This window comes from Bacillus sp. FSL R5-0659 (genome assembly GCF_038008785.1).
GTDB classification, from domain to species: domain Bacteria; phylum Bacillota; class Bacilli; order Bacillales; family Bacillaceae; genus Bacillus; species Bacillus safensis.
Window position 1 is genome coordinate 3,261,420 of the sequence record NZ_JBBOZU010000001.1, and the last position, 13,069, is coordinate 3,274,488.

At 41.0% G+C, this 13,069-nt stretch carries 12 protein-coding genes; 4 read left to right on the top strand and 8 right to left on the bottom strand.

Annotated features, from left to right (window positions below):
• The first annotated feature begins 114 nt into the window (after positions 1 to 114).
• Together NSQ72_RS16910 and NSQ72_RS16915 are read left to right on the top strand one after the other, a co-directional pair.
• Positions 115 to 1,722 (top strand): SWIM zinc finger family protein, encoded by a 1,608-nt coding sequence (locus tag NSQ72_RS16910; protein WP_341084727.1) that lies wholly within the window; start codon positions 115 to 117, stop codon positions 1,720 to 1,722.
• Positions 1,709 to 4,486, top strand: a complete 2,778-nt coding sequence (locus NSQ72_RS16915) for a DEAD/DEAH box helicase (protein ID WP_341084730.1) — start codon at positions 1,709 to 1,711, stop codon at positions 4,484 to 4,486. The genes NSQ72_RS16910 and NSQ72_RS16915 overlap by 14 nt, the downstream gene beginning before the upstream one ends.
• Before the next feature lie 69 nt (positions 4,487 to 4,555).
• Here the strand turns inward: NSQ72_RS16915 and NSQ72_RS16920 are convergent, their stop codons facing one another.
• The 3 genes from NSQ72_RS16920 to NSQ72_RS16930 form a co-directional block, all read right to left on the bottom strand.
• Positions 4,556 to 5,344 (bottom strand): PAS domain-containing protein, encoded by a 789-nt coding sequence (locus NSQ72_RS16920; RefSeq protein ID WP_268473631.1) that lies wholly within the window; start codon positions 5,342 to 5,344, stop codon positions 4,556 to 4,558.
• A gap of 153 nt (positions 5,345 to 5,497) precedes the next feature.
• Positions 5,498 to 6,358, bottom strand: coding sequence for a Cof-type HAD-IIB family hydrolase (locus tag NSQ72_RS16925; RefSeq protein ID WP_341085048.1), 861 nt, complete (start codon positions 6,356 to 6,358; stop codon positions 5,498 to 5,500).
• A 402-nt stretch (positions 6,359 to 6,760) separates the two neighbouring features.
• Positions 6,761 to 7,117 carry a hypothetical protein gene (locus NSQ72_RS16930; protein WP_041087904.1) on the bottom strand — a complete coding sequence of 119 codons (357 nt, stop codon included), beginning with the start codon at positions 7,115 to 7,117 and terminating at the stop codon, positions 6,761 to 6,763.
• 117 nt (positions 7,118 to 7,234) lie between these two features.
• On the opposite strand from NSQ72_RS16930, the gene NSQ72_RS16935 reads away from it, so the two are divergent.
• Positions 7,235 to 7,645, top strand: coding sequence for a YwpF-like family protein (locus tag NSQ72_RS16935; RefSeq protein WP_024423692.1), 411 nt, complete (start codon positions 7,235 to 7,237; stop codon positions 7,643 to 7,645).
• Positions 7,646 to 7,868: 223 nt separating this feature from the next.
• Here the strand turns inward: NSQ72_RS16935 and mscL are convergent, their stop codons facing one another.
• Entirely contained in the window at positions 7,869 to 8,264 is a 396-nt protein-coding gene (mscL, locus tag NSQ72_RS16940; protein ID WP_144491568.1) for a large conductance mechanosensitive channel protein MscL, read from the bottom strand.
• A 127-nt stretch (positions 8,265 to 8,391) separates the two neighbouring features.
• Entirely contained in the window at positions 8,392 to 8,826 is a 435-nt protein-coding gene (gene fabZ / locus NSQ72_RS16945; protein WP_047202525.1) for a 3-hydroxyacyl-ACP dehydratase FabZ, read from the bottom strand.
• A 219-nt stretch (positions 8,827 to 9,045) separates the two neighbouring features.
• Here fabZ and NSQ72_RS16950 point away from each other — a divergent pair, with 219 nt between their 5' ends.
• Complete coding sequence (locus NSQ72_RS16950; protein WP_144491569.1) at positions 9,046 to 10,101, top strand: tetratricopeptide repeat protein; 1,056 nt, start codon at positions 9,046 to 9,048, stop codon at positions 10,099 to 10,101.
• A 14-nt stretch (positions 10,102 to 10,115) separates the two neighbouring features.
• On the opposite strand, the gene NSQ72_RS16955 is transcribed toward NSQ72_RS16950, so the two are convergent.
• The 3 genes from NSQ72_RS16955 to mbl form a co-directional block, all read right to left on the bottom strand.
• On the bottom strand, positions 10,116 to 10,934 hold the full coding sequence (locus NSQ72_RS16955) for a flagellar hook-basal body protein (protein ID WP_039182027.1): 819 nt from the start codon (positions 10,932 to 10,934) through the stop codon (positions 10,116 to 10,118).
• A gap of 29 nt (positions 10,935 to 10,963) precedes the next feature.
• A complete protein-coding gene (locus NSQ72_RS16960) occupies positions 10,964 to 11,803 on the bottom strand; it encodes a flagellar hook-basal body protein (protein WP_039182029.1) in 840 nt (279 codons plus the stop codon).
• A gap of 124 nt (positions 11,804 to 11,927) precedes the next feature.
• Positions 11,928 to 12,929: a cell shape-determining protein Mbl gene (gene mbl, locus NSQ72_RS16965; RefSeq protein WP_007497573.1), complete on the bottom strand. Its 1,002-nt coding sequence runs from the start codon at positions 12,927 to 12,929 to the stop codon at positions 11,928 to 11,930.
• Between the last annotated feature and the right edge of the window lie 140 nt (positions 12,930 to 13,069).

Genomic DNA, 13,069 nt, shown 5'->3' on the forward strand with positions numbered 1-13,069 from the left:
ATCATTCGACAGCTTTTGAAATTTATGACCATTTTCATGAAAAACTTTTTTATAAACCCCCATTGAGCTATAATAAGAGAATTGGAATCTTTTACTTGGTTAGGAGCGGATCAAATGCTTCAGCACAACATCAATGAAGAAGAAATCAAACAAACAGCCGAACAGATCAAAGAACTTCTTCCTGCAACAGATGAAAACAAACAACTCATCAAAAAAGCATTGATTACTTATAGACAGGACAGCGTATATCGGCTCAAGCAAGAGTCTGATACTGAATGGTCAGCTTATGTACATGATGTCGTGGCAGCAAGAGTCCACCTTCATGTGCTGTTTCCTGTGAGAAGCAGCTGCTCATGTCCAGCAGATGGACTTTGTAAACACATTCTCGCTGTCTTCTTTTCGCTATACGCTCAAGTAGAGAGTGTGACCGGATTTACAGAAAATTGGTCAGAAAAGGATGAATTACAGCGCAGCAAAGAACTGATTCGCCAGCACTTCCAAGTGAAGCGCCCAGACGAACAATCGCTTCAAAGCTGGCTGACTTTTTTCCAAGAGGAATTTAACCTCTGGCTGAAACGGACACCGAAGCACCAGCAAACACCGCAGCATTTGTATTACGGCTATTTATCGATCCTAAAAAAACACGCACCTGCTTCACCTGAATTCAAGAGCTTGTATGCGATTCATTCGTCGATCGATGTATGGCTGAGGCTTCATGAACTGATCGACCTCGGCCGGCTTGATGCCGAAAAAGACTTTTATTCCATGAATCCATATGTAGAACAGCTCATGAACACCATTTTCGATTCAGTGGATCATTTGAAGACATACGCCCTTTCCTTTTCCCTCGATCCGTTTCTTGAAAACACACCAACTGCCGTTCGCACACTTCTTCAAATCAAGGGACCTTTCCAGCATGAACGAGTAGCGGTCTTTATGGAGATTTGGGGCACCATATTAAATAGAGGGAAATGGTTCAAAAAAGAAACAGAATTACTAAAGAACGCCCAGAAAAAAGAACAAACGGTTGAACGTACCATCGGACTGATGCACATGGATTATTTACTGAAAGAAGATGAAAGCCTCTTTCAGCAATTACAGCTGCTCAATGCCGATATGCTGCCAAATGTGCTCAATTGGCTGAAGGATCTCACAAACCGAAAGGACTGGAAGCGGCTCAAGCTCTGGTATCACGAAATCACCTATATATTAGAGGAATATTGCCAGCTCGACCTTTCCTACAGAGAACTGCGGGGAGCCGTCAGTGATTTCTTCTTTTATTTAGATGCATATTTTAAGCAGACGAAGGATCATCATTTATATGAACGCTACCTTCAAATCTGTATGCCCTATGCGTTTACCGAATACAGTCAGCTATTGTATGCACAGCAGCGTTATGCGGAATGGATTGAGATTCACAGCCTTGTTGGTTTCTCCATTAGTGAACTGGAGAAGGATCTGATCAAACAGATTGCAAAAGAGGAGCCAGAAGCCCTCATTCCATCGTACCACCGTGAAATCTCACTGCTTCTCGATCAAAAGAATCGAAGTGCTTATCGAGAGTCTGTGAAAATGCTGAAGAAACTGCGCACGCTTTATCATAAAACGAAAAAAACCGCGATTTGGGAAAGGTATGTAAAGCAGCTGCAAGATTCAACAAAACGGCTGCGTGCGTTCCAAGAGGAAATGAAGAAAGGAAAATTGATTGATGACACGCCATAAACAAATTGTCATTCATGCAGAACAAACAGAAGATTTCTCTTTCACCATTTCAGCGCAAGCAGAGGACGGACATCCTGTTCCGCTTAATGAAATGAAGAGGCAGCTTTTCCAATGGCACGAATCTTCTTTCTACGGAACATTCTTAGAAGATGTCAGCTTTATTGGAACACCTGCCTTCCTGTTAAGCCCTTGGATGACCGTTGAATTGCTAGGAAAAAATTCATTTAATACGTTTAGTCATGTGACATTAACGGATGAAACGGAGCCCCTGATGAAAACAGCCTCCACGATTTACGAATTTATCGAGGACGAAGATTTCGTTCCCGATTACGAGGCATGGACAAAAGGCGAGCTTCGGTTTAAAGACAAAGAAGGTTTATTAGATGGTTATACGGCTGATTGGTTCTCCTTTGCTGTACAGGATTATATTCAGTATGATGATGCCTTGCAGCACAAATGGGAACGCATGAACGCACAATCTCCGGCACTTTCAACCTTCCAAGGACATTTTCTAGATGAGCAGGATTTCTTGGAGACGATTGGCTGGATAGATGACGAGACGCCGTTCACTGTCGGCTTGCGCTTAAATGAGCCGGATTTTGACGGAGATGATTGGAAAATCGAATTGTTTTTGCGAGATAAGAAAAACAGTGACCTTCACTTTTTTGAAGGCATCCGTTCATTGAAAAGGTCTTGGCATCCGTATCAAGATAAAATTTCAAGAGAGCTGGAACGATTCAGTCAAATTGTCCCTTGGCTTTCTTTCACATCTGGCACCACACTCATGTCAGAAGAAGAGGCGTGGCTCTTCCTATCTGAAGCGAGTGAAACCCTTGTTAATATGGGTATTGAGATTCTGCTCCCATCGTGGTGGCAAATTGTTAAAGACAGCACGATGATGTTAAAAGCAAGGATCTCTTCTACACCGCGAGGCGAATCGCATGTCGGAATGGACGCATTAATGGACTTTAATTGGCGCTTTGCTACAAACGGCATTGAACTGACAGAAGATGAGTTCAACGAGCTTGTCCAAAGCAAACGACGCCTTGTCAACATTCGAGGACAATGGATCAAAATAGATCCGACCTTCATCCAGCAAATGAAAAAGTGGATGGAGCGTGCCGAAAACGAAGGACTTCACATGTCTGATATTTTGTCACGTGAACTGGCAGATCAAGAAGCCTCCTCTGAATCGATTCCAGAGCTATTGGACAGTTCAGCATTTGCCCATATTCAATTTGAACTTTCATCGCAATTAAGAGGGCTTGTCCACCAATTAAATGATACGCACGAGCTGCCTTCCTACGAAATGAGTGAGTCCTTTAAAGGCACACTGCGTCCGTATCAGCAGCATGGCGTGAACTGGCTTTTATTTTTAAGATCGCATGGATTTGGGGCTTGTTTAGCAGATGATATGGGCCTTGGAAAAACGATTCAAATGATTGCGTATTTCACCTATTTGAAGGAGCAGGAGCAAAATGCCGCTCCATCTCTCATCATTGCGCCAACCTCTGTTTTAGGAAACTGGCAGCGAGAGCTTGAAACATTCGCACCACATTTGAAGGTTGCCCTGCATTATGGCCCATCGCGTCCACAGGGAGAGGACTTCACAAAAGCATACGAGTCAACAGATATTGTTCTGACGTCTTATGGACTCTCACATTCTGATCGTGATGAATTAACGGCAGCAAAGTGGAATACCATTTGCTTAGACGAAGCCCAAAACATCAAGAACGCCCATACGAAACAATCGAGAGCGATTAGACAGCTCAAAGGACAGCATCACATTGCCCTCAGCGGGACACCAATGGAAAACCGTTTGACAGAGCTTTGGTCCATATTCGACTTCGTCAACAAAGGATATCTCGGCAGCCTGACCGGCTTCCATAAGAAGTTCGTCCTTCCGATTGAAAAAGACCGTGAAGAAAAAAGAATTGAACAGCTGCAGCAGCTGATCAAACCATTTTTATTAAGACGAACAAAACAAGATGAAGAAGTCGCTCTGAACCTGCCTGAGAAACTCGAAGAAAAAGAATTCATTCCGCTATCCGCTGAGCAGGCGTCTTTATATGAACAGCTCGTGAAGGATACATTTGAACATATGGCATCATTAACAGGGATGCAGCGAAAGGCCATTATTTTAAGTATGCTTGGCAGACTCAAACAGATTTGCGATCACCCTGCTCTCTATTTAAAAGAGAGTGGAACAGAAGTGAAACTGCTGAAACGTTCGTTAAAAATGGATAAACTCGCAGAGCTGTTAAAAGTGATACATGAGCAAGGAGAAAGCTGCCTCATCTTTACGCAGTATATTGAAATGGGCAACATGATCAAGCAGCTGGCAGAAAAGATGTTTGGAGAACCGGTCCAATTTTTAAATGGCAGCCTCTCAAAACAGGAGCGGGACAAAATGGTGGACCGCTTCCAGAAGAAAGAATTCAACATTTTAATTCTTTCTTTAAAGGCAGGAGGAACAGGACTCAACCTAACCGCCGCAAACCATGTCATTCACTACGATAGATGGTGGAATCCTGCTGTGGAAAACCAAGCGACAGACCGAGCTTATCGGATTGGACAAAAACGATTTGTTCACGTCCATAAGATGATCACAACGGGCACAATAGAGGAAAAAATCGATCAAATGCTCGAAACAAAACAAACATTAAATGATCAAATTATCCAAAGCGAGAGCTGGATTACAGAGCTATCGACAAACGAACTAGAAGACTTATTTACCTTAAGTGCCGCCGCTCAATCATCTTAATCACAGCAAAAAGAGGACTTTTCTCAAGTTTCATGAAAAGTCCTCTTTTTTATTAGATATAAACGTAAGCTAAATGTTCAGTTTTTTCAATGCAGATTTCACATTCATATACGTATTTAATTCACGGAAGTCCTCTCTCATTTCTCCCATTTTCATTGCAAGATTCGGTTTAATTCCTGTCACAATGAGTTCAGTACCCGTCATTAAAATCAAATCGTTCAGCTTAAAGATCGCATCTGCCACAAATGAATCCACTTCTAATAATCCGGACAGATCGACAATAAAATAATCATCCTTGGATTGAGAGATATAGGTGGAGACCGTTGAAATGATCTTATCAAATCTTGGCGCTGTTAACGTACCAATGATCGGTAACACAGAGATCCCATCTTTCACAGGAACGATTGGGACAGAAATATTCAGCACTTCATCAATTGATTGCTCAAGAAGCTCCTGCTGTTCCTTCTCTTTCGTAACATCCTTTTGCAGACCAACGAAATAAAGACGTTTCCCTTCATTTTCGTCAATCCAAAGAGGAGCGACACTTAACTCGTTCCAAAACATTTGTCCAGATTTTTTATAATTTTTCAGCTGAACAGTGACAGCCTCTTTGTTCTCAATGGCTGTTCTAATTTGTTTGAGAGCGATTTGTTCAGTTTCATCTCCCTGAAGGAAACGACAATTCCTCCCCAATACATCGATTTCTTGATAGCCTGTCATATCTAAAAAGCCCTTGTTCACATATATTAAAGGATTATCAGGTAAAGACGGGTCCGTCACCGTCAGGCCAACCTGAGTATAGTCCAAGGCTTCCTTGATTAAATGCAGATTTTCGGACTTATAAGATTCCAGCGCCATTCGTTTACTCTCCTTATTTTCCTTACAAGCGGGTTATATTCATAATTAAATTATATGATGTTCCACATCATGTGTAAATAGAAGTGGTTCTGAATTCCTCTTTTGTAGAATGCGCTTCATCCTATGTGATTTATACCACGACATCTGATTCATCTATTTCAAAAGGTGCCGGATCATATGCGCCACACCATGTTCATCGTTTGATAACGTGACGTGATCAGCGATTTCTTTTATATCCTGCCTCGCATTCCCCATCGCAACCCCAACACCAGCAGCTTGAAGCATCGATTCATCATTTAAACTGTCTCCTACAGCCGCTGCCCTGCTTAAAGGAATACCTAGTCTTTCTGCCAGCCTTGTTAATGCCTGCCCTTTAGACGCGTGCTTTGAACCAATTTCAAAGTTATGATCAGCCGAACTGACCAATGTTAAATCTGAATCATCACCAAACATATCCCATCCGGCTTTCAATCTGTCCTGAAAGAAAGAAAAACCTAAGATGTTGTAAAATGAAAGCTCTCGATCCTCACGAAACAATTCTTTATATGTATCAATATAAGAAAAACCAGACTGGCTGTATTGAACTTCTGCCGCTTGCTTTAAGACATTTTGATCCGTTTCTGGATTTGCACTTTTTAAACGGTCCATTTCAATCGCAAGAAGCTCTCTGCCGCGATTCGGTGTGAAAATGGCTTCGTTTGTAAAGACTTCATAATAATAATCATGTTCTTTCAGCCATGACAATATGTGTTTAGCCTTTTCTTCTTGTAAAGCAGCTGAATGGTACACTTGTCCAGTTGGATCATGAATCACAGCTCCATTGGCACTAATCACCCATGTATTCATACCAAGCTGGTCAAAAATAGACTTCACATCAAAATACGCTCTCCCTGTTGAAACGACAACCTCAATTCCATTCGCAGCTGCTTCCTTTAATGCCTGCTCGTTTTCCTGACTCACTTTGTGTTCACTGTTCAATAAAGTGCCATCTAAATCCGTTGCGATTAATTGAATGTTTGTCATCATTCTCTCCTTTTTGTCTTTATTTTCAACCGATATCCCGTTAACAAAATCCATCATCATTATGTAATGAGTATCCACCATTTGCAAGAGCTGATCGGTTAAACAGTGAATAAAAGGGTATCCGGCCACGCATTATGACCGGATACACACAAAGGGGATTCATAAGGGGACACATGACCTATACAAAGAAGCATTGGTTCTATTACGCAGTGTTCATATGCACAAGGCAGCATCTATCAGCTTTAGCTAGAGGGGGGCTGTCAGATGATAGACGTTACCTTTTGATCGGGACTTGCCTCCTTTCCTTTCAGCTACCCCTAGTCTACGGAGAAAGGCCTGATGTGACAAAACGTGAAAATAGCAAAATAGGCCTTCAAATTCTCTATATCCTCATTAATTTCTGTTTTTTACCGCTTGCGTATAAAACATCATCTTGTTTTGTTTGATGAAATACTTATTTTTCATAAATTGATAAAAAATATCTGAATGAATCCAATTACTAGAAGGCATGTGAATATAATCAGATCCGTCCCACGCAAACCAATAAAAACAAAGCCGGCCATCATGAACCGACAGCTGAAACTCAAAGCAGTCCATTTGATCCTCAGTAACATATTGAAACGTGAGTGACTCTCCTTCTTCCATATAGACATCACAAAATGAAAGAATGTCTCCCCACGAATAAACACGTATATCACTCTTTGCCTTCTCCTCGCCAATATGAATATTTCTCAATTGATAGGACTCCATAAAACATCTCCTTTCACTCATGTGCAGCTAGTTCTAAGCAGGTAGCGGTTTCATTTATACAGATGTTGTATGCTATAATAATACTTACGAATAATGAACGCTTGTGAGGTGATAAATATGAAAACCTTTAGGCTGATTGATTTAAAAATTGAACTTGATCCACAGCAAGATAAAATGTCCAGCATTCCCCTTCGTGACGGTTTAATCATTAATAAAGAAGACGGTGAAAATCACTGGATGATCGAGGCACTCATTCCAAAGAAACATAGACAGGTGTTTGAGGTACTCTTTCAGCAGCACACAGAAGTGAAGATTCTTGTAACGATCACTAAAGAAAACAACCGCCCTGTTCACCTATCTGTCCAAGTCAAAAACATCGTTGCCTTAGAAGAAAACATTTCTGTATTACTCGATGGTAAAATGATTACAAATCGTTACAGAACAGAAACTGAAGAAGTATTAAAAGACCTCGTCAAAGAGGGGCTTTCAGGAGAAAAACTACTGGATGCTTTTAAACAAAACACATAAAAAAAGAGCGGGATCAGCCGCTCTTAGATTGTTGACAAAGGGCTAAAATGAACTTGATTTTAGCCCTTTGTCTTCTTTTCAGCGTGTTTGAAAACCTTTGAAGTCTAGGAAGGGCGAGCACTGGAACGGAGCGAATTTAACATTCGTGAGTACCGGAGCGCAGACCTGACACCGAATGCAAGGGTTTGTCTACACGCTGAGAGCGGGATCAGCCGCTCTTTTTCTATTGCACATCTTTAGACTGGCTTTGATTTTTCAATAGATCTCTAATTTCAGTTAGCAAAACTTCCGTTTGATCCGGCGTTTCCACAACCTCTTCTTCCTCGACCTTTTTCCGTTTTAACTTATTCAAATAACGAATAAAGATAAAAATGGAAAACGAGATAATTAAGAAATCAACCACTGTTTGAATTAAGTTTCCATATAAAATTTGAGCAGCTCCGATTTTAATGGATAAACCGCTAAAGTCATGCCCTCCAATAATAATACCAACAAGCGGCATGATTAAATCATTTACAAGAGAAGTGACAATTTTGCCAAATGCTCCCCCAATGATGACACCTACAGCCAAGTCAATGACATTGCCCTTGACGGCAAACTCTCTAAATTCTTTCAGCATCCTTTATCACCTTCATCTTTTTTTGTCTAATATGACGTTTTTTTGTCAAAATTGCAAGTCCTTATCCGTTCTAACTGAACGTTTCTAAATAAAAAAGCGATTCATGCTTGATGAACCGCCAGGAAAATCATGATACTTTAGGACCGATAGAAAATGTCAGTTCTGCTTCACATGCAACTTCGCCATCTACTGTCGCTACTGCTTTTCCTTTTGCAACCGGTCCGCGGAGGCGCGTCACTTCAACCTCTAAACGAAGCTGGTCTCCAGGCTTGACCTGTCTTTTAAAGCGGCAGGCGTCAATCCCTGCAAACAAACCAATTTTCCCTTTGTTTTCTTCCTTGCCTAACATAATCACACCAAAAACCTGTGCGAGTGCTTCTACAATAAGCACCCCCGGCATGACTGGGTATCCTGGGAAATGGCCATTAAAAAATTCTTCATTTACTGTGACATTTTTAATCCCAACCGCTCTTTTTTCTCCATCAACCTCTAAAATACGGTCGACCAATAAGAATGGATAACGGTGTGGAATAATGTCTTGAATTTGCTGAGCATCAAGCATATCTTGATCTCTCCTTCTTTTCTATATCGCTGAGCTTCATTTGATTCCTATAGAAGTATATTATGAATGCTGGCATTTTTCAATATTCTCCTCGCGTATATGGTAAAAAATAGAATCTACCATTACCAATTGTCATCAAATATAATCCACACTACACTCATTGTTTTTTCACAAATATGGTAATATATATTACATCATTGATTAAATAAGAGGGTAAAAATGAATTTTATGAGCGATAAATCCATAAAAAAACTTCTCCATTCCTGGTATACAATGCTGAAGCATCGACATTTTTCGAAGGCTGAAGAAATCAAAAAAACACTACTAAAATATAAACGTAAATTATCAAGAAAACAGGAGCTCTATTTCCATTATCAGCTGATGCTTTTTCGTCATCAGCTCTGGATGAATCAAACAGAGGACTTAGAAAAACTCAAACACGAACTGCTGCCACACAAAGATGAAATGAATGAAGAACTACAATATTATTTTTACTTCTTTCTCGGATTATATGAATCTTTAAAAAGTGATCAAAATGATGCGATTCATTATCTCGAAAAGGCAGAGGAACGACTTCCATTGCTTAACGATGAGCTGGAAGAAGCAGAGTTCCATTTCCGTACAAGCGGTGTTTATTATAACAACCGTTACTCGTTGTTATCGATTCGTCATGTTCAAAAAGCCATGGATATTTTTGCAAAGCACGAAGACATCCACAGCATCTATCGGTGTAAAATTGTACTCGCTCTTAACTATAGCGACCAAAAAAAATATGAGGAAGCAGAAGCTATTTTCATTGAGATTATTGATTACGTGAAAAAGATTGATGATCAAGAGCTGCTCGGTATCGTTTATTATGACGCTGGCTTTATTCAGTCGAGACAAAATCGTCACAAGGAAGCACTGGACTACTTTAAAAAAGCGCTTCGTCTCCCAGCATACCGAAAGTCAGCACACTCCTATGTATCGTGCCTATACGAAACTGTGCGTTCCTGCTTTAAAGAAAATTTAACCGATGAAGGGATGAAGTATATTCAAAAAGGGCTGAAAGAAGCCGTTGCTTCGCAGTTTGATATATTAAGAATGAAGTTTCAAATCTTATCTCTTCTCTACAGCCAAACGCCAAAGGCAGATGAGCAGATCGCCACGCTCGTCACATGTCTTGAACGAAAAGAAGCCTGGATTGATCTTGAGGATCTGCTTGCTGATGTCTCAGATTTTTATAAAAAAAAGGGCGACTTTGAGCGAGCCGCCTTTTTTATCATGAGAGGCTGATACGAGCCTGCTGATTATCGAATTGTATTAATTAATCCCAGCATCTGATCGCCCATCGTAATAGATCTTGAGTTCAACTGATAGGAACGCTGCGTTGTCATGAGGTCTGTTAATTCTTTCGACATGTCCACATTTGACGTTTCCAGCGCACCTTGCTGAAGCTGAATCGCCTCTCGGTTTGCACCATTTAGAGCTGTTAATGCGCCTTGATAGGTTCCATCAACTGAGAATAAATTATCTCCTTCAGAGACAAGTGCTGACGAATTGTTGACTCGTACAACGCCTAGATTCACTTGCTGATTCGGTTGATTATCTCTTGAAATCGCCGTAAGCCGTCCATTTTTATCGATTGAAATATCACGGAAATTCGCATTTAAGACGATTGCATTCCCATTTTCATCAAGAATCGGATAGCCTTCGCTCGTGACAAGCTGTACTTGGTTACGGTTATTGCCCGGCTGTAAGTAAAGTGAACCATCTCTTGTATAACGGATATTACCGCCGGCGTTGACCTGCAAATACTGCGACGGCGCTCCGAATGCAACATCAAGATCACGTCCAGTTTCTTTAATTGAGCCTTGCAGCGAGTTAATGGACGCATTGACCATTGTCCCCGTACCAAGCCTTAACCCAGCAGGTGTCAGACGACTGTTTGCCACCTGATCATTTTTTTCATCTACCTGATTAAACTGCTGTCTGATCAGCTCTGAGAAACGGGTGTTTTTCGCGCGGTACCCTGTTGTCTCACTGTTCGCGATGTTGTTGCTGATGATGTCAAGCTGCTTTTGCACTTCATTCATCGATACAGCTGCGTTTATCATCGTTCTAAGCATAAGTATCCTCCTTTCTTTTTATTTCTTGATTAGTACACTCTTCCAATTTCATTCACTGCTTTTTCTAAGCTTTTATCATATGCCTGAACCACTTTTTGGTTTGTTTCAAATGCTCGGTAGGCTGTTGTCATATCTGTATATGATTTCGTCACATCGACGTTCGACAGCTCCGATACCCCTTGGCTTAACGTATAGGACATTTGACCGTTATTGACTGCACTTGGGAGGGGTTGATTATCAGCTGTACGATATAAATCATTTCCTTCACGCGCTAGGTTTCTTGTATCCATCGCAACTCGTACATCGATTTGACCAAGATTTTGGCCATTTTCAGTGACAGTACCATCTGCATTCACTTTGAAATTCTCACTCTGAACCGTAATCGGCTGACCCGTCACGGAAAGAAGAGCACGGCCATTAATGGTCAACTGATTTTGTGCGTTCAATGTAATGGAGCTGCTTTTCGTATAACGAACGCCTTCTGGTGTGTTGACCGCATAAAATAGCGCTGATTTCTGATTGGTCTCAGGATTGATCGGCACATTATTTTCAACTAGTGCTACATCTGTTGTTTGATCTGTTGTTTTTAAAGTTCCCTGTGTAAATTGAGGGATTAATTCCTGCATATATGTCCCAGTATTGATTCCACCAATCGGCGATTGCAGTGGAACACTAAAGCCTTTGCCTGAGGATGTTTGGAAACGTCCTGATTCCATTCGGCTCAGCAGCATTTCTGGAAATGCACGCATTGCCCCTTCATCTGCTTTATAGCCTGGCGTATTCGCATTTGCGATATTATTTGAAAGCATTTCTGTCCGCCGCTCTTGAGCGATCATGGCAGATGTTGCGGTGTATAGTCCTTTTAACACGTGCTCACCTCATTCAAATTCTTTCACATGACCTAAACACAATCTTCTATGAAATATATCGGCTAATTAGCAGGGTTCTTTAATAAAAATCCCCCATTCTTTCTAAAAAGAATGAGGGAAATCATTAGCTGAGTTTACGCTTTGGCAGCTTGTCCATATTATCAAGCATCACGCCAGTACCAACTGCTACACAGTCCATTGGATTTTCAGCAACGAAAACCGGTACTTTCAGCTCTTCAGCAAGCAATTGATCAAGCCCGTTTAGAAGAGCTCCGCCACCTGTAATAATGACGCCGCGATCGATAATATCAGCTGATAATTCAGGCGGTGTTCTCTCAAGAACTTGTTTCGCAGCCTGAACAATCGCAGATACAGATTCACGCAATGCTTCTTCTACTTCTTTGCTTGTGACGGTAATCGTTCTTGGTAATCCTGTCACCATGTCTCGACCACGAATTGAAATCTCTTCGTGACGTGCGTCTGGGAATACCGTTGCAACTTGGATCTTAATATCCTCAGCCGTGCGCTCACCGATCAACAGCTTGTACTCTTTTTTAATGTAGTTTAGAATTTCCAGATCAAATTTGTCTCCAGCCATTTTAATAGAAGAGGCGGTTACAATGTCACCCATTGAGATGACAGCGATATCTGTCGTTCCGCCTCCAATATCTACGACCATGTTTCCACTTGGCTGAAAAATATCCATACCAGCGCCAATGGCTGCTACTTTTGGCTCTTCTTCAAGAAATACATGCTTACCACCGCTTTTTTCAGCAGCTTCTTTGATCGCCTTCTGCTCAACAGATGTAATGTTTGTCGGGCAGCAGATGAGCATACGCGGCTTAGAGAATAGCCCTTTCACATTTAATTTGTTAATAAAATGCTTGAGCATCGCTTCAGTTACTTCAAAATCAGCAATTACGCCATCTTTTAATGGACGAATCGCAACAATATTCCCAGGCGTACGTCCAACCATACGTCTAGCCTCTTCTCCAACAGCCAAAACTTTCCCGCTGTTTTTGTCAAGAGCTACCACAGATGGTTCATTTAACACAATTCCTTTTCCTTTGACATGAATCAGTACATTGGCAGTACCAAGATCAATTCCAATATCCCTAGCAAACATCTATATATATCCTCCTTGAAAATCTGTTTCCATAGCAAATACCACATTCTGCCCTAATTATATATTCTATCATAATTTGCAGAAAAAAAGATATTTCTTTACAAAAGTCTTTACAAAATTTGTGGTTAGAAACTACCGAT

Coding starts and splice junctions, on each gene's coding strand:
- NSQ72_RS16910 (WP_341084727.1), top strand. CDS start 115: ATGCTTCAGCACAACATCAATGAAGAAGAAATCAAACAAACAGCCGAA.
- NSQ72_RS16915 (WP_341084730.1), top strand. CDS start 1,709: ATGACACGCCATAAACAAATTGTCATTCATGCAGAACAAACAGAAGAT.
- NSQ72_RS16920 (WP_268473631.1), bottom strand. CDS start 5,344: ATGGCGCTGGAATCTTATAAGTCCGAAAATCTGCATTTAATCAAGGAA.
- NSQ72_RS16930 (WP_041087904.1), bottom strand. CDS start 7,117: ATGGAGTCCTATCAATTGAGAAATATTCATATTGGCGAGGAGAAGGCA.
- NSQ72_RS16935 (WP_024423692.1), top strand. CDS start 7,235: ATGAAAACCTTTAGGCTGATTGATTTAAAAATTGAACTTGATCCACAG.
- mscL (WP_144491568.1), bottom strand. CDS start 8,264: ATGCTGAAAGAATTTAGAGAGTTTGCCGTCAAGGGCAATGTCATTGAC.
- fabZ (WP_047202525.1), bottom strand. CDS start 8,826: ATGCTTGATGCTCAGCAAATTCAAGACATTATTCCACACCGTTATCCA.
- NSQ72_RS16950 (WP_144491569.1), top strand. CDS start 9,046: ATGAATTTTATGAGCGATAAATCCATAAAAAAACTTCTCCATTCCTGG.
- NSQ72_RS16955 (WP_039182027.1), bottom strand. CDS start 10,934: ATGCTTAGAACGATGATAAACGCAGCTGTATCGATGAATGAAGTGCAA.
- mbl (WP_007497573.1), bottom strand. CDS start 12,929: ATGTTTGCTAGGGATATTGGAATTGATCTTGGTACTGCCAATGTACTG.